The following is a 16,186-nucleotide window of genomic DNA, read 5'->3' on the forward strand; positions in this document are numbered from 1 at the left end:
AGAGTGAGCAACTCCCGTGCTTCGCACCCACGACGCAGGCAGCTTGCGTGCCGACCACGCCGGAACGACCGTCACCCTCGCCGGATGGGTGGCGCGCAGGCGTGATCACGGCGGGGTGATCTTCATCGATTTGCGGGACGCCACCGGGGTCGCACAGGTGGTGTTCCGCGAGGGCGAGATGGCCGAGCGCGCCCACGGCCTGCGTGCGGAGTTCTGCGTGCGGGTCGTCGGCGAGGTCTCGCCGCGCCCGGAAGGCAACGAGAACCCGGACATCGCCACCGGCGCGATCGAGGTACTGGCCACCGAGTTCGAGATCCTGTCGGAGTCGGCGGCACTGCCGTTCCCGATCGACGACCGCGTCGACGTCGGCGAGGAGACCCGGCTCAAGCACCGCTACCTCGACCTGCGCCGCAACGGCCCCGCGCGCGCCATGCGGCTGCGCAGCGAGGTGAACCGAGTCGCCCGCGAGCTACTGCACGACGAGGGCTTCGTCGAGGTCGAGACGCCCACCATGACCCGTTCCACCCCGGAGGGCGCGCGCGACTTCGTGATCCCGGCGCGGCTCAAGCCGGGCAACTGGTACGCGCTGCCGCAGTCGCCGCAGCTGTTCAAGCAGCTGCTCATGGTCGGTGGCATCGAGCGCTACTTCCAGATCGCGCGCTGCTACCGCGACGAGGACTTCCGCGCCGACCGGCAGCCCGAGTTCACCCAGCTCGACGTCGAGATGAGCTTCGTCGACCAGGACGACGTGATCGCGCTCAGCGAGCGAGTCATCGCGGCGCTGTGGCGGCTGGCGGGCCACGAGGTGAGCCTGCCGATCCCGCGCATCAGCTACGCCGACGCGATGGCCAAGTACGGCACCGATAAGCCGGACCTGCGCTTCGACCTCGAGATCACCGAGATGACCGACTACTTCGCCGACACCCCGTTCCGGGTGTTCCAGGCGCCCTACGTCGGTGCCGTGGTCATGGCGGGCGGCGCCGACCAGCCGCGCAGGCAGCTCGACGCCTGGCAGGACTGGGCCAAGCAGCGCGGCGCGAAGGGGCTGGCCTATGTGCTGGTCGCCGAGGACGGCATGCTCGGCGGTCCGGTCGCCAAGAACCTGTCCGAGTCCGAGCGCGACGGCCTCGCCGACGCGGTCGGCGCCAAGCCGGGGGACTGCGTGTTCTTCGCCGCGGGACCGGCGCACGAGGCCAGGGCGCTGCTAGGCGCGGCCCGCGACGAGATCGGTCACCGGCTCGGCCTGATCGACGAGGACGCGTGGTCGTTCGTGTGGGTGGTGGACGCGCCGCTGTTCGAGCCAGCGGGCGTGACCGACGACGTCGCGGTGGGCCATGGCGAGTGGACCGCGGTGCACCACGCCTTCACCTCGCCCACCCCGGAATGGATCGACAAGTTCGAGACCGACCCTGGCAACGCGCTGGCGTACGCCTACGACATCGTCTGCAACGGCAACGAGATCGGCGGCGGCTCCATTCGTATTCACCGCGCTGACGTGCAGAAGCGCGTGTTCGACGTGATGGGCGTGACCGACGAGGAGGCACGGGAGAAGTTCGGCTTCCTGCTGGACGCCTTCGCCTACGGCGCGCCGCCGCACGGCGGGATCGCGTTCGGCTGGGACCGCATCGTCGCGCTACTCACCGGATCCGAGTCGATCCGGGACGTCATCGCGTTCCCGAAGACCGGCGGCGGCTACGACCCGCTCACCGGTGCGCCCGCGCCGATCACCGCGCAGCAGCGCAAAGAAGCGGGCGTCGACGCGAAGCCGGAGAAGAAGCCGGGCAGTTAAGTGCGCTGAAAGACGCTTTGGCGAACCATCATTTGCGGGAATACCGTTTGATGTATGGGCACGAAACGGGATGATACCGCAGGTCAGTGCGCTGGCGGCCCGTTCTGGATTCGTATGGCCGCCTGTCGCGGGTGCCGGAGACGGGTCGTTGGTCGGGTGGCTCGTACGCCGACAAGCCCACCAGCAGCGGGCGTAGGAAGATAGCTGCCACCGGCCAGCCATGCGGCGTCCCCGGCCCGCACGGACGCCGCTTACCCTGGCCGGCATGACGATTGACGCGGTGTTCTTCGACGTCGGTGAAGTGTTGGTGGACGAGACCAGGGAGTACGGCACCTGGGCCGACTGGCTGGGGATTCCTCGGCATACCTTCTCGGCCGTGTTCGGCGCGATCGTCGCTCAGGGCCAGGACTACCGTGAGACGTTCCAGGTGTTCCAGCCGGGCTTCGACCTGGCGACCGAACGCAAACGCCGGGCCGAGGTGGGGCAACCGGAGTCGTTCGGTGAGATCGACCTGTATCCCGATGTGCGGCCGTGCCTCGGTGAGCTGCGTGCGCAGGGTTTGACGGTGGGTGTGGCCGGGAATCAGACCGCTCGCGCGGAGGACATCTTGCGTGAGCTGGAGTTGCCGATCGACGTGCTGGGAACGTCGGACAGTTGGGATGCGGAGAAGCCTTCGACGGCCTTCTTCGAACGCTTGATAGTCGAGGCCGGCGTGCCGGCCGAGCGGATCCTGTACGTGGGTGACCGTCTGGACAATGACATCCGGCCCGCTGCGGAACTGGGCATCAGCACCGCTGTCGTTCGTCGGGGGCCGTGGGGGCACATCCTGCGGGAAGCGACCGCACAGCGAGTCCTGGACGCCGACGTGGAGCAGTGGTGCCTGTTCCAGCTCGATGGACTGGCGGACCTTCCTTCTCTAGTGCGCCGCCACAACCTTCAAACGGGCTGACTCACGATGCGGCCAGTGCTCGCAGGTCGCTGGCGCGTTCAGCGAGTTCGGTGCCACCACGCGTGCCGTTGAGTCCCCTTCGCTGCGTTCAACGCAGTGAAAGCGTCATTCACCGCACCCAACGCAGCGAAGGCGTCTTTCACCGCGCGGGCTCACCCCGCAGCCGAGGCGCTGCGGCTTCCGGCGCGTCGATCGGCTCGCCGTCGTCCAGCTCGGCGGCGAGCCCGTCCGCCCACGTCACCAGCGAGGCGACGGCGATCCCGTGCGGCGGCTGCTCGGCGTAGGGGCCGATGTGCTCCGCGCCGCGCCGCAGCAGCCGCGCGCCGCCGACCAGATTGCCGCGCGCCGCGTGGGTGAGTCCGACAGCGAGCTGCGCCAGTCCCTTCCAGAGAGCGCGCTCCTCGTCGTGCTCGGTCGACTTCCACGCGTCCTCGAACACCTCGTGCGCGTGAAATGGCTTACCGTCGTCCAGCAATTGCTGGGCTTCGTCAATAGTGCGGGCGGGCGAGCGCGTTACGCCTTCAGGCTGGCGCTCGACTCCGGGGGTGCCGTAGGGCAGTGGCCTGCCCAAACCGTCCCGTGGCCTGGCGTTTCGTGCCCTGCCCTCGTCATCGCGATCGCGGTCGCGCGGGTCGTGCTGTGACTGTTTGGTGCTTCTCATCGCGACTTCCACGCTAGTAGGCTCCCCAGCTGATGCACGTGGACACCTCCGCACACGACGACGAACGGGTCGACGGCGAATCGCACGACAACGCTCTTGCCGCAGCGCTGGACGCTGCCGAGCTGGCGTTGGCCAACCGGTTCGGCTCGGCCATCACGTTGTCCAAACCAGAAGACCTCGCTGGCAGCGGGCCTGCCGTCGTCGTGCGCGCCACCGTGGCGTCCTCGCCGTTCTCGCTGCCACGCACGCTGGTGATCAAACACTACCCGCAACCGGACGACGAGGCGAGCGATCCGTTCGCGGCTGAGGCGGTCAGCTACCAGCTGTTCACCGCACTGACCTCGGAAGACCGGATGTGCCCCGAGCTGCTCGGCCACGACGTCACACACCGGGTGCTCGTGCTGTCCGACCTGGGCAGCGCGCCGACGCTCGCCGACAAGCTGCGTACCGGTGACGCCAGGTCCGCTGAGGGCACGCTGCTGTCGTGGGCGCGGGCGCTGGGCAGGATGCACGCCACGACGGCGCACCGGGAGGCGGATTTCAACGCGCTGCTGCGCCGGTTCGGCGGGCAGCCTGCCCGTGAGGACACCGAGGCGGCCGACGCCGCCGACCAGCTGCCCGGTGTGCTGGCGGACGTGCTCGGCGTCGAGACGCCCGATGCGGTCGCCGAACAGGTGACGGTGGCGTCGCGGCGGCTCAACGACGGCGAGTACCGGGCGTTCTCCCCGGTGGATCTCGCCCCTGAGAACAACCTCGTCACCAGCGACGGGGTGCAATTCCTCGACTTCGAGCACGGCAGGGTGCGCAACGCCATGATCGACGTCGCGCACCTGCGGGTGCCGTTCGCATTCTGGCGCGGCGCGCTCGCACTCCCAGCCGGGATGAGCGAGGCGATGATCGCCGCGTGGCGCGCCGAGGTGATCGGAATCTGGCCGCGGCTCGCCGACGACGACGAGTTCACCGGCGCGCTACTGGACAGCCACATCGCGTGCGTGTGGACGCAGACCGCGCGGGAGCTGTCCGGCCTCGGCGACGCGAACGACACCGGCTCGACCAGCAGGGCGGCGGCGCTGGAGTCCTGGTGGCGCGAGCTGGCCGCACGAGCGGAGCAGCTGCACGCCGACCAGATCGCCGAGCACGCCGCCAGCGTCGCAGCGGCGATCGAGCAGCGCTTCGGCCCCGGCCTCGAGCTCGCGTTGTATCCGGCGTTCCGGTAGCTCATCGTGTCGGTGCCACGCGGTAGCGTGTGAGCCGTGCAGGACGAACTGTTCACCGTCAACCGGGACGTGCGTGACAACGGCGAACACCAGCACGCCACAGACGATGCCCCCGACCCCGCCGCGCCGCTCGCGGTGCGGATGCGCCCACGCAGCCTCGACGACGTCGTCGGCCAGGCACACCTGCTCGGCGAGGGCGCGCCGCTGCGCAGGCTGGTGGAGGGCGCCGCGCCCGCCTCGGTGATCCTGTTCGGCCCACCGGGCACCGGCAAGACCACGCTGGCCTACCTGATGGCGGGTGCGACCGGACGCAGATTCATCGCGCTGTCGGCGTTGTCCTCCGGGGTCAAGGAGGTGCGCGGCGTGATCGACGCCGCCCGCCGCAGGCGCTCGCATGCCGCCGAGGACACCGTGTTGTTCATCGACGAGGTGCATCGGTTCTCCAAGACCCAGCAGGACGCCCTGCTCAGCGCGGTGGAGGACCGAACGGTGCTGCTGGTGGCCGCGACCACGGAGAACCCGTCGTTCTCGGTGGTGTCGCCGCTGCTGTCACGCTCGCTGGTGCTGCAACTGCGCTCGCTCACCGACGACGACATCAGCGAGGTCATCACCCGCGCGCTGACCGACGAACGGGGCCTCGGCGGCGCGTACGACCTCGACGACGACGCCCGCGCCCACCTGGTGCGGCTGGCGGGCGGCGACGCGCGGCGGGCGCTGACCGCGCTGGAAGCCGCCGCCGACGCCATGACCCCAGACGACACCGACGGCACCGCGGACACCCCAGGCGATACGTCCGGCGAGACCGGCGCGCGGCCGAGTATCTCGCTGGCCACGGTGGAGGCCACCGTCGACAAGGCCGCGGTGCGCTACGACCGGGACGGCGACCAGCACTACGACGTCATCAGCGCGTTCATCAAGTCGATCAGGGGTTCGGACGTCGACGCCGCGCTGCACTACCTGGCGCGCATGGTCGAGGCGGGGGAGGACCCGCGGTTCATCGCGCGCAGACTGGTGGTGCACGCCAGCGAGGACATCGGTATGGCCGATCCCACCGCACTGCAGGCAGCGGTGGCCGCCGCGAACGCGGTGCAGTTCATCGGCATGCCGGAGGGCAGGCTCGCGCTGGCACAGGCCACGGTGCACCTGGCGACCGCGCCGAAGTCCAACGCGGTGATCAGCGGCATCGACGCAGCGCTGGCCGACGTACGGGCGGGCAAGGCGGGCACCGTGCCGTCACACCTGCGCGACGGGCACTACACCGGGGCGAAGCGGCTGGGCAACGCGCAGGGCTACGCGTACCCGCACAGCGTCGCCGAAGGTGTGCTGGCGCAGCAGTATCCGCCCGACGAGTTGGTCGGCACGGATTACTACCATCCGACCGATCGGGGCGCGGAGCGCGTGCTCGCCGAGCGGGTCCCGAAGCTGCGGACGGCCGTGCGCGGGGAGTAACCGCGACCTGACCCATCACTGGGATTCGCCGCCCAGCTCAGCGGCGGGTCACTCCATCGGCCGAGGGCAGCGCGCGGTAGCCTGACGAACGTTCCGGCACGTCAGATGGAGGAGGCCCCGTGTCGCCAGGGCACATCGCAGCGCTCGTTGCAGCAGGAGCATTCGTGCTGTTGGTCATCCTGCTCGCGATACCCCTGGTCAAGCTCGGCCGTACACTGGACGAGACCACTGTGGCGATCCGCAAGGCGCACGAGCGCGGCGACCCGCTGCTGATCGGCGCGAACGACACCATCACCCACGTCAACACCCAGCTGGAGCGGGTGGACGGCGTCACGGCCAACGTGCAGCAGGTGTCGAGCAACGCATCGGCGTTGTCGTCGGTGTTCACCGCGACCCTCGGCGGCCCACTGGTGAAGACGGCGGCGTTCTCCTATGGCGTGAGCAAGGCGATCAAGGCACGCAAGCAGGCCAAGGCGGGTGAGGTCGGCAAGCACGCCCGCCGGACGAGGAAACGAGGCAGGAAGTGAAGCGGATGTTCTGGCTTGGCGTTGGCATCGCCGCGGGTGTGGCGCTGTCGCGTAAGGCGAGCAACACCGCTCGCCAGGCGACTCCCGCGGGGTTAGCCTCGAACCTGGGGGACGCGATGCGCGAACTCGCGAGCGCGGTCGGCGCGTTCGGCGCTGAGGTGCGCGCGGGCATGACCGAACGAGAGCAGGAGCTGCACGAGACGGTGACGCGGCAGACAGGCGTGCCGACACGGCACGTGGACGCGCCCCGGGGCAGGCATGCCTACGGCTCCGAGCGGGCGGCACGGCCGACGCGAGCGCCCCAGGCGGACGGCTGAGCCGAGCTCGCCGCTGTCCGCCTGTCCCCGTCGCTGCTACCCACCCAGGCTGACCCGGCACGGGTCACGCCCGAGAACAGACCACAAGACACAGGACCACCACGTGGAAACTCACGAGATCCGCAATCGCTTCCTCCGCCACTTCACGTCGGCGGAGCACACCGAGGTGCCCAGCGCCTCGCTGATCCTCGACGATCCGAACCTGCTGTTCGTGAACGCGGGGATGGTGCAGTTCAAGCCGTACTTCCTCGGTGAGGTGCCCGCGCCGTACCCGCGCGCGACGAGTGTGCAGAAGTGCGTGCGCACCGGCGACATCGACGAGGTAGGCAAGACCACCCGCCACAACACGTTCTTCCAGATGGCGGGCAACTTCTCGTTCGGTGACTACTTCAAGGAAGGCGCGATCACCTACGCCTGGGACCTGGTCACCAAGTCGCAGGCCGACGGCGGTTACGGCTTCGACCCCGGCCGCATCTGGGTCACCGTGTTCGAGCACGACGCCGAGGCGGCCGCGCTCTGGAGCAAGCTCACCGACATCCCGCCGGAGCGCATCCAGTACCGCAACGCCGAGGACAACTACTGGGACATGGGCGTGCCCGGTCCCGGCGGTCCGTGCTCGGAGATCTACTACGACCGCGGCCCCGAGTACGGCCGCGACGGTGGTCCCGTCGTCGACGAGGACCGCTTCCTCGAGATATGGAACCTGGTGTTCATGCAGGACATCAGGGGCGAGGACCCGCCGAAGAAGGGCTTCCCGCCGATCGGGGAGCTGCCGAAGAAGAACATCGACACCGGCATGGGCGTCGAGCGGGTCGCCTACCTGCTGCAGGGCGTGTCGAACGTCTACGAGACCGACCTGGTGCGCCCCGTCATCGCCAAGGCCGAGGAAATCTCCGGCCGCAGCTACGGCGACAACCACCCGGACGACGTCCGGTTCCGCGTCATCGCCGACCATGCCCGCTCCGGCGCCATGCTCATCGGCGACGGCGTCACGCCCGGCAACGAGGCGCGCGGCTACGTGCTGCGTCGGCTGCTGCGGCGCATCGTGCGCTCGGTGCGGCTGCTCGGCGTGCAGGAGCCGGTGCTGCCGGAGTTCGCCGCCGTCGTCCGCGACGCCATGGCCCCGTCCTACCCGGAGATCGCCCGCGACTTCGAGCGCATCAACGACGTCATGGCGCAGGAGGAGGAGACCTTCCTCGCTACGCTGACCACCGGCTCGAAGATCTTCGACATCGCCGCCGAGAAGGCCAAGCAGGCAGGCAGCTCGATCTTGGCAGGCGACAAGGCGTTCCAGCTCCACGACACCTACGGGTTCCCGATCGACCTGACGCTGGAGATGGCCGCCGAACAAGGCCTCGAGGTCGACGAGGACGGCTTCCGCTCGCTGATGGAGCAGCAGCGGGAGCGCGCCAAGGCCGACGCGGCGACGCAGAAGACCGGCCACGCCGACCTGTCGGCCTACCGTGACCTGCTTGAGCGGCACGGCGAGACACAGTTCCTCGGCTACACCGACCTGCAGGCCACCGCGAAGGTGCTCGGGCTGCTGCACGACGGGCAGTCGGTCGCCAGCGTCCGCGAGGGCCAGAAGGCCGAACTGGTGCTGGACCGCACCCCGTTCTACGCCGAAAGCGGTGGCCAGATCGCCGACACCGGCGTGCTGATCGGCTCATCCGGCGAGGCCAAGGTGCTCGACGTGCAGAAGAACGTGCCTGGCCTGTTCGTGCACACCGTCGAAGTCATCGGCGGTGAGATCGGATTGGACACCGAGGTCACGGGATCGGTCGACGAGGCCCGCCGGATGTCGATCCAGCGCTCGCACTCCGCGACCCACCTCGTCCACGCCGCCGTGCGTGGCGCGTACGGCAGGCGTGCGGCACAGGCGGGGTCGCTGAACTCGCCGGGCAGGATGCGGTTCGATTTCACCTCACCGAAGTCGGTCTCGGCCGACGTGCTCACCGCCGTCGAGGAAGAGGTCAACGAGTACCTCGTCAACGACGTCGAGGTGCAGTCCTACACGACGTCGATGGACAAGGCGCTCGAGATGGGCGCGGTCGCGCTGTTCGGCGAGAAGTACGGCAACAACGTCCGCGTGGTCGACATGGGCGAGTACTCCCGCGAGCTGTGCGGCGGCACCCACGTCGAGCGCATCGGCCAGCTCGGACTGGTGAAGCTGGTCAGCGACTCGTCCATCGGCTCAGGCGTGCACCGCGTCGAGGCACTGGTCGGTAAGGACGCGTTGCAGTACGTCCGCAAGGAACAGCTGCTCGTTTCGCAACTGGCTGGCACGTTCAAGGTGCCGACCGAGCAGCTGCCGGAGCGCATCGAGGACGTCCTCAAGCGGCTTCGCGACGCCGAGAAGGAGATCGAGACGCTGCGCACCCAGCAGGTGTTGGGCTCGGCGGGCGAACTGGCTGGGCAGGCCCGCGACGTCGACGGCATCTCACTGGTCGCGGCCAAGGTCGCCGAAGGCATCGACGCGGGCGGGCTGCGCAAGCTCACCGGCGAGGTGCGCAACCGGCTCGGCTCCCGGCCCGGCATCGTGGCGCTGTTCTCGCCGAGCGAGGAGAAGGTCAGCTTCGCCGTCGCCACGACGGCGGAAGCCCGCGACAAGGGCTTCGCCGCTGGCAAGCTCGTTCCCGGCTTCGCCGAGGCGATCGGCGGCAGGGGCGGCGGCAAGCCGGACCTCGCGCAGGGCGGTGGCACCAACCCCGCTGGCATCGAGCAGGCGATCCACGCGGTCGAGGCGACCATCAGGGATGCGGCGTGACTGAAGCCCGGTTCCGTGCGCGCGTATGAGCAGGCGCCCCGACACCCCAGGAGCGGACGACCCCGGTAGCGGACGTCGGTTGGCCGTCGACGTCGGATCGGTGCGAGTGGGTATCGCGCTGAGTGATCCTTCGCCTATGCTTGCCACACCGCTTGTGACTCTTGCGCGTGATATAGACGCGGATAGTGACATCGAGCAGGTAGTGCGGCTCGTGGCTGAGCACGACGTGGTCGAGGTGATCGTGGGGTTGCCCCGGACGTTGCGGAATCGGCACGGTGCGGCGGCGGAGACCGCTGTCGGCTACGCGGACCGGCTACGCGAACGGCTGGGCGCGGTCTCGGTGCGGCTCGCGGACGAGCGGTTGAGCACGGTAAGCGCGACCAAGATGTTGTCTGATAGGGGTGTCAAAGGTCGTAAGCAACGCGCTGTCGTCGATCAAGCGGCCGCGGTCGAGATTCTGCAAGGGTGGTTGGATGCACGCGCCTCACGGCGTCGGACGAGTGAACCCGGTACGGAAGGTTCTTAAGTGACGGGTCCGTACCGAGGGGACGACGAGCCGGGGCGACCACCGAGGCCGCCAGGGCACCCGCCGCGACGACGTCCGATGCCGCCGCCCGGCGCCGGTCACGAGCCGGGGGTGCCCCCGCGCAGGCGCGCGGCTCCGCCGCAGCGTCCGCAAGGCGCGCCACCGGCCAGGGCACCGCGGCGCGCCGCGCCACCACCGCAGGGACGTCCTGCCGGGCCACCGCCAGGTGCACCGGAACCACCCCCACGGCCGCAGGAGCCGCCACCACGTGCGCGCCGGATGCCGGAGGAGCCGCCGGCGCGGCGGCGCAGGGCCGCGCCAGAGCCCCCGCCGGGCGACGTCCGCCCCCCGGCGCGCGAGCGCGACATCGAACGGCCGCCGCCGCGCTACTACCAGGAGGAGCCGCGCGAGCCCCGTCCTCAGTTCGAAGGCTTCGACGGCTACAGCAGTGGCTACACGGCCCGCCCCGACTACGCGAACTACCCCGATTACGGCTACGACGCCGCTGACTACGGCGCCTACGAGGCTCATGACCGCCCGTACGGTGCTCGTGATGATGCCTATGACGGCGACTATGCCTATGACGACGAGCGCGCGGACTACGACGAGTACGCCGAGGACGCGCGTCCCGCCGAGGTCCCGCCGAGCCGCCAGGAGCGTGGCAGGCCTTCCGAGCGGTCGGGCAGGAAATCCGGGCGTGACCGGCGGCCAGCGGCGTCACGGCCACCGCGCGGACGCGGCAAGGGCGCCAGGAAACGCCGCCGGTTCTTCGGCTGGATCGCCGCCCTCAGCGTGATCGCGGGGCTCGCGGCAGCCATCTGGTTCGGCTCACAGGAACTCCTCGGCATCAACTACGACAACTATGAGGGCGCCGGCGTCGCCGACGTCGTCATCAAGGTGTCCGAAGGCGACTCGACCAGCGCCATCGCCAGCACGCTCGCCGAGGCCGACGTCGTCGCCAGCAAGCAGGCGTTCCTGGTCGCCGCCCAGGGCAACACCGAGATCCGAGGCATCCAGCCCGGCTACTACAAGGTGCGCGCGCAGGCGTCCGGCGCCAACGCGCTGGACTCACTGCTCGACGAGCAGGCCAGGGTCGGGCATCTCCAGCTCAAGAGCGGCAGCCAACTGCACGACGTCGAACTGGCTAACGGCAAACAATCGGTCGGTGTGTTCAGCGCGCTGTCCAAGGCATCGTGTACCAAGCTCGACGGTGAAAGCACCTGTGTGAGCGCCGAGGAGCTGCGCGAGGCCGCCGCGAACACCGACCTCGCCGCGTTGGGTGTGCCGAAGTGGCTGGCGCGGGGTGCGGGCGGCGCACCGGCCGACCGGCGGCTGGAAGGGCTCATCGCGCCCGGCCTCTACGACGTCAAACCGGGCTGGTCGGCGGAGGAACTGCTCACCGAGGTGTTGGGCACTTCGGCGTCCCGCTACGAGGCGGCTGGTCTGCCGGGCGGCGCGGAGAAGACCGGCTACAGCCCGTACGAGGTCATCGTGATGGCGTCGGTGATCGAACGTGAAGGCGTCGAAGCCGACTTCCGCAAGATCTCGCGGGTGATCTACAACCGGCTCAAGAAGGACATGCGGCTGGAGATGGACTCCACCATCAACTACGTGCTCGACCAGCCGAATATCCGCACGTCCGGCAAGGACCGGGCGAAGGACGGGCCGTACAACACGTACCGGAACACGGGCCTGCCGCCGACGCCGATCTCGTCGCCGAGCACGGAGGCGCTGGGGGCGGCGCAGCAGCCTGCCAAAGGGTCGTGGCTCTACTTCGTCCGGTGCGAGAAGAACGGCCTGTCCTGCTTCGCGGACACCTACAAGCAGCACAGGGCCAACGTCGCGGACGCGCAGCGGCGCGGGGTCTGGTGAGCCGTGACTGCCGGAACGTCCCGCAAGGCCGCCGTGCTCGGCAAGCCGGTGGCGCACTCGCTGTCGCCGGTGTTGCATCAGGCGGCCTACGACGCGCTCGGCCTGACCGGCTGGACCTACGAGCGGTGCGAGGTCGACGCAGAAGGGTTGCCGTCCTTCGTGGCCGGTCTCGGGCCGGAGTGGGCCGGGTTGTCGGTGACCATGCCGGGCAAGCGAGCGGCACTGGAGTACGCGACCGAGGCGACGTCGCGTGCGGCCGCCGTGGGAGCCGCGAACACGCTGGTGCGGATCGACGGCGGCTGGCGCGCGGACTGCACCGACGTCGCGGGCGTCGTCGGCGCGCTGCGGGCAGCGGGCGAGTTCGGTGGGGGCAGTGGCCCGGGTGTCGTGGTCGGCGCAGGAGGCACGGCCGCGGCCGCGGTGACGGCGTTCGCCGAACTCGACCTCACGGAGGTCCGCGTCGTCGCGCGCGATCCCGCCCGTGCCGAACCGACGGCCGCCGCCGCACGCGGGCTCGGCCTCACCGTCGAGGTCATCCGTTGGTCCGATGTGGACTGGCGTGCCCTCGCGGAGAAATCGGCGGCACTGGTCAGCACGGTGCCCTCAGCCGCGGTGGCCGAGCACATCGACGACCTGGTGCATGCTCCATGCCTGCTTGACGTGATCTACCACCCGTGGCCGACCCCGCTCGCGCAGGCGCGGGAGGCGAGCGGTGGTTCGCTGGCCACCGGCCTCGACATGTTGCTGCATCAGGCATTCGGCCAGGTCGAGCAGTTCACCGGGCACGCCGCACCCCGGGAGGCCATGCGCGACGCGTTGCGCACCGCCACCGGCGACATCCTGCCGCTGCCACTGGACTGAGGGCCGTGGCGTGGCGGCTGCTCGAAGTCGATCTACTTCCTGCGGGTGAGAACCACGCCATGTCCTGTTTTGTCCGGTTCCCGTGGTCACAGCGCGCAGGAAGCTGATCAACAAAGCGGGATCAGCGCGGGCACCCACATGCCGACCAGACGACCGAACGGTAGGTCGGATAGCGTGCGAAGTATGCGCATCGCCATCCTCGATGACTACCAGAACGTTGCCCGCTCCTTCGCCGACTGGGACCGGCTCGACGCTGAGATCACGGTGTTCACCGAGCACATCCCGAACCAGGACGACGTGGTGGCCGCCCTCGCCGGGTTCGACGTCGTCGTAGCCATGCGGGAACGCACCCGGTTCTCCGCCGACGTGCTGCGGCGGCTGCCCGACCTCAAGCTGCTCGTCAGCACCGGCCAGCGCAACGCGGCCATCGACCTCACGGCGGCGAACGAGCAGGGGATCGTGGTGTCCGGCACCGGCTACATTCCGCACCCGACAGCGGAGCACACGTGGGCGCTCATCCTCGCCGCCGCCCGTCACATCCCCGAGGAGGAGCGTGCCGTGCGAGACGGCGGTTGGCAACGCACCGTCGGCATGAGCCTGCACGGCAAGACCCTGGGGCTCATCGGCCTCGGCAGGCTGGGCTCCACCGTCGCTGGCATCGGCAGGGCGTTTGGCATGAACCCGATCGCGTGGAGCCAGAACCTGACAGACGAGCGCGCCGCCGAACACGGCGTGCGAGCCGTCTCGGAGGAGGAACTGCTCCGCACCGCCGACGTCATCTCGATCCATCTCGTGCTGTCCGAGCGCAGTCGGGGCTTGCTTGGCGCGGACGAACTCGCGCTGATGAAACCGGGCGCGATCCTCGTCAACACATCGCGCGGCCCGATCGTGGAGGAGAACGCGCTGATCAACGCGGTCACGCACGGTGGGATTCGTGCGGCGCTCGACGTCTACGACACCGAACCGCTACCCGCCGACCACCCGATCAGGCAGGCGCCCAACACGGTGCTGACACCGCACATCGGATACGTCGCCGACGACGTCTACCGGGTGTTCTTCGAGGACGCGGTCGAAGACATCGCCGCGTTCGCGGCAGGGGAGCCGGTGCGGGTGATGTCGCCGCCGAAGTGACGGCCCGAGACGTCCGGTAGCGCCGTCAGGCGCCTCGCGGCGGGTCAGCGCTACCGGTGCTCGGCCAGCACCGCGTCGGTGAACTCCGGCCACACCTCGGCGGCCCACGCGCCGAAGTCGCGGTCGGTCAGCGCCACGCAGGACAACCCGGCATCGGGGTCGACCCACAGGAACGTTCCCGACTGTCCGAAGTGGCCAAACGTGCGCGGCGAGCTGGCCGTACCGGTCCAGTGTGGACTCTTGCCGTCGCGGATCTCGAAGCCGAGGCCCCAGTCGTTCGGCTTCTGGTGGCCGAAGCCGGGCAGCACTCCGTTGAGCCCGGGATGCACCACCGTGGTGGCCTCGGTGAGGGTGGAGGCGTGCAGCAACGTCGGCCGCTGCAACTCGGCGGCGAAGCGAGTCAGGTCGTCCACGGTGGACTCGGCGCCTGCGCCGGGGGAGCCGTTGAGCCGGGTCGAGGTCATCGACAACGGCGTCAGCAGCGCTTCCTGCTGATAGCGCGCGAACTCGATCCCGGCGGCCTCGGTCAGCGCGTCGGCGAGCTGCTCGAACCCGGCTGACGAGTACAGCCGACGGTTACGCGGCTCGGCGACCACCTTGTGCTGGTTGAACGCCAGCCCTGAGGTGTGCGCGAGCAGGTCCCGCACCGTCGTGCCCTCGGGACCGGCAGGGGTGTCGAGTTCGAACACACCCTCCTCGATCGCGATCAACGTCGTGTAGGCGGTGAGCAGCTTCGTCACCGAGGCGAGGGGAAACACCCGATGCTGGTCGCCGTAGCTGCCGACGACCGAGCCGTCGGCGCTGACCACCGCCATCGCCGCGTGGTCGACGGGCCATTGCTCGATCAACTTGACGCTCTGCATCCCATCCTCGCTCATCGGGTACCGGCCGCGCGGTGATCGATCGGATCACTCGTCGTCCGTACTCTTCCAGCCGTGGCGCGCGGGCGCGCGAACAGACCACCGCCAGGTGATGTGGATCGCGCCAATCCAATCCGGCGTCGTCACCGAATAACAGGTAAGAACGGCCGCATGTGGTGTTCGGTACCACCGCACGTCATGCTAACGCCGACTTGTACCACCGATCGAAGGGCTGGCTCATGTCGCTACTGATCCGACTATTCGCCGTCGTCTCGCTGCTTGGGGTAGGCCTCGTACACCTGATCGGATGGTTCGACTGGGCGCGCTTCACATCGGTCGTCGGACCGATGTTCCTGCTCAACGTCGCCGCGTCGGTCGTGCTCGCGATCGCGGTGCTGGTGTGGCGGCACTGGCTCGTCGGGCTGGCGACCCTGGGCTTCGGCGCGGCCACGCTCGGCGCCTACGTCATGTCGCTGACCGTCGGGTTCTTCGGCGTGCAGGAGCAGTTCCAGACGACGCTGGAGGTGTGGGGTGTCGTGACCGACGTCGCCGCCATCCTCGCGGGGGCCCTGCTGCTTTTGTCCCACCAACGGAGCCAACGGCTGGCGTAATCGGCGATGTGGCCCGCGAGCGCTTCCACTCGCACATGAGGTGATTGCGGTCACCGAAACCACCGGCCAGCGTGGGAATCATGACTCCTCACACCGGTTACCAGGTCGCCGCGATCACCGTCCTGCTTGGCTGTATCGCACTCCGGTGGGCATCGGACGGGCTGCCCGCGTGGTGGCTCCCCGTGCCCATCGCGATCACGCTGCTCGGGGTGCCGCTCGCCGCGAGCGACCTCACCCGACGCCGCCTGCCCAACGCGCTGACGCTGTCCGCCATCGGCGTGGTCGCCGGTGCGCTGGTGGCGGTCGCGGGCGGCGCGGGAACGATGGCGGTGCTGGGCGCAGCGGCGTGGGGCGGGATCAGCCTCACCGCAGCGCATCTCGCGGTGCATCTGGCCGCGCCCGCCTCGCTCGGCGGCGGTGACGTCAAGCTGGCTACCAGTGTCGGTGCCGTCCTCGGCGCCGTCGGGTGGCAGGCCGTGCTGCTCGGGATGCTGCTCGCGTCCGGTGTGGCGGTCCTGCTCGGCACGGCGGCCCGGCTGCTGCGAAGACCCTGCTGGCGTGACGGCGTGCCCTACGGGCCCGGCTTACTGGCGGCGACCTGGGCGATTGTGGTGTTCCCTTGGCAGTGGTCATGGGCCTGATATGCCGC

General features: G+C 69.4%; 15 protein-coding genes. 13 read left to right on the plus strand and 2 right to left on the minus strand.

The genetic code is table 11. From position 1 onward, the window contains the following. Positions 1-16 precede the first annotated feature (16 nt). Positions 17-1,789: an aspartate--tRNA ligase gene (gene aspS, locus AMYHA_RS11140; RefSeq protein WP_034270728.1), complete on the plus strand. Its 1,773-nt coding sequence runs from the start codon at positions 17-19 to the stop codon at positions 1,787-1,789. A gap of 265 nt (positions 1,790-2,054) precedes the next feature. Further along, entirely contained in the window at positions 2,055-2,738 is a 684-nt protein-coding gene (locus AMYHA_RS11145; RefSeq protein ID WP_034270731.1) for an HAD family hydrolase, read from the plus strand. Between the two features lie 139 nt (positions 2,739-2,877). Here the strand turns inward: AMYHA_RS11145 and AMYHA_RS11150 are convergent, their stop codons facing one another. Further along, entirely contained in the window at positions 2,878-3,399 is a 522-nt protein-coding gene (locus AMYHA_RS11150; protein ID WP_034276766.1) for a DUF309 domain-containing protein, read from the minus strand. Between the two features lie 32 nt (positions 3,400-3,431). Between AMYHA_RS11150 and AMYHA_RS11155 the strand changes: the two genes are divergently transcribed. The 9 genes from AMYHA_RS11155 (at position 3,432) to AMYHA_RS11195 (ending at position 14,066) form a co-directional block, all read left to right on the plus strand. Then, a complete protein-coding gene (locus tag AMYHA_RS11155) occupies positions 3,432-4,616 on the plus strand; it encodes a hypothetical protein (RefSeq protein WP_034270734.1) in 1,185 nt (394 codons plus the stop codon). Between the two features lie 36 nt (positions 4,617-4,652). Continuing rightward, the gene (locus tag AMYHA_RS11160; RefSeq protein WP_034270737.1) at positions 4,653-6,065 is read left to right on the plus strand and encodes a replication-associated recombination protein A; all 1,413 of its coding nucleotides are present in this window, start codon (positions 4,653-4,655) and stop codon (positions 6,063-6,065) included. Positions 6,066-6,184: 119 nt separating this feature from the next. After that, positions 6,185-6,592 (plus strand): DUF948 domain-containing protein, encoded by a 408-nt coding sequence (locus AMYHA_RS11165; RefSeq protein WP_034270739.1) that lies wholly within the window; start codon positions 6,185-6,187, stop codon positions 6,590-6,592. Continuing rightward, complete coding sequence (locus tag AMYHA_RS11170) at positions 6,589-6,909, plus strand: hypothetical protein (RefSeq protein ID WP_034270742.1); 321 nt, start codon at positions 6,589-6,591, stop codon at positions 6,907-6,909. Before AMYHA_RS11165 ends, AMYHA_RS11170 begins: the two co-directional genes overlap by 4 nt. Positions 6,910-7,012: 103 nt before the next feature. After that, positions 7,013-9,676: an alanine--tRNA ligase gene (gene alaS / locus AMYHA_RS11175; protein WP_034270745.1), complete on the plus strand. Its 2,664-nt coding sequence runs from the start codon at positions 7,013-7,015 to the stop codon at positions 9,674-9,676. A gap of 25 nt (positions 9,677-9,701) precedes the next feature. Further along, a complete protein-coding gene (gene ruvX, locus AMYHA_RS11180) occupies positions 9,702-10,202 on the plus strand; it encodes a Holliday junction resolvase RuvX (RefSeq protein WP_034270748.1) in 501 nt (166 codons plus the stop codon). Positions 10,203-10,481: 279 nt separating this feature from the next. Beyond that, positions 10,482-12,074: an endolytic transglycosylase MltG gene (gene mltG / locus AMYHA_RS11185; protein ID WP_051399765.1), complete on the plus strand. Its 1,593-nt coding sequence runs from the start codon at positions 10,482-10,484 to the stop codon at positions 12,072-12,074. A 3-nt stretch (positions 12,075-12,077) separates the two neighbouring features. Further along, on the plus strand, positions 12,078-12,935 hold the full coding sequence (locus AMYHA_RS11190; protein ID WP_084037079.1) for a shikimate dehydrogenase: 858 nt from the start codon (positions 12,078-12,080) through the stop codon (positions 12,933-12,935). Between the two features lie 183 nt (positions 12,936-13,118). Then, a complete protein-coding gene (locus AMYHA_RS11195; protein WP_034270751.1) occupies positions 13,119-14,066 on the plus strand; it encodes a D-2-hydroxyacid dehydrogenase family protein in 948 nt (315 codons plus the stop codon). 50 nt (positions 14,067-14,116) lie between these two features. Here the strand turns inward: AMYHA_RS11195 and AMYHA_RS11200 are convergent, their stop codons facing one another. Further along, positions 14,117-14,929 (minus strand): serine hydrolase domain-containing protein, encoded by an 813-nt coding sequence (locus AMYHA_RS11200; RefSeq protein WP_034276774.1) that lies wholly within the window; start codon positions 14,927-14,929, stop codon positions 14,117-14,119. Between the two features lie 236 nt (positions 14,930-15,165). Between AMYHA_RS11200 and AMYHA_RS11205 the strand changes: the two genes are divergently transcribed. Continuing rightward, positions 15,166-15,537, plus strand: a complete 372-nt coding sequence (locus AMYHA_RS11205; RefSeq protein ID WP_034276777.1) for a hypothetical protein — start codon at positions 15,166-15,168, stop codon at positions 15,535-15,537. An 80-nt stretch (positions 15,538-15,617) separates the two neighbouring features. After that, a complete protein-coding gene (locus AMYHA_RS11210; RefSeq protein ID WP_051399766.1) occupies positions 15,618-16,178 on the plus strand; it encodes a prepilin peptidase in 561 nt (186 codons plus the stop codon). Positions 16,179-16,186: the final 8 nt, after the last annotated feature.

The sequence above is a fragment of the Haloechinothrix halophila YIM 93223 genome (assembly GCF_000504245.1).
In the GTDB taxonomy this organism is placed as follows: domain Bacteria; phylum Actinomycetota; class Actinomycetes; order Mycobacteriales; family Pseudonocardiaceae; genus Haloechinothrix_A; species Haloechinothrix_A halophila.

Excerpts from the sequence above, each read along its gene's own strand:
- ruvX (WP_034270748.1), top strand. The coding sequence starts at position 9,702 with ATGAGCAGGCGCCCCGACACCCCAGGAGCGGACGACCCCGGTAGCGGA.
- AMYHA_RS11205 (WP_034276777.1), top strand. The coding sequence starts at position 15,166 with ATGTCGCTACTGATCCGACTATTCGCCGTCGTCTCGCTGCTTGGGGTA.
- AMYHA_RS11155 (WP_034270734.1), top strand. The coding sequence starts at position 3,432 with ATGCACGTGGACACCTCCGCACACGACGACGAACGGGTCGACGGCGAA.
- AMYHA_RS11210 (WP_051399766.1), top strand. The coding sequence starts at position 15,618 with ATGACTCCTCACACCGGTTACCAGGTCGCCGCGATCACCGTCCTGCTT.
- AMYHA_RS11150 (WP_034276766.1), bottom strand. The coding sequence starts at position 3,399 with ATGAGAAGCACCAAACAGTCACAGCACGACCCGCGCGACCGCGATCGC.
- mltG (WP_051399765.1), top strand. The coding sequence starts at position 10,482 with ATGCCGGAGGAGCCGCCGGCGCGGCGGCGCAGGGCCGCGCCAGAGCCC.
- AMYHA_RS11200 (WP_034276774.1), bottom strand. The coding sequence starts at position 14,929 with ATGCAGAGCGTCAAGTTGATCGAGCAATGGCCCGTCGACCACGCGGCG.
- AMYHA_RS11145 (WP_034270731.1), top strand. The coding sequence starts at position 2,055 with ATGACGATTGACGCGGTGTTCTTCGACGTCGGTGAAGTGTTGGTGGAC.
- AMYHA_RS11195 (WP_034270751.1), top strand. The coding sequence starts at position 13,119 with ATGCGCATCGCCATCCTCGATGACTACCAGAACGTTGCCCGCTCCTTC.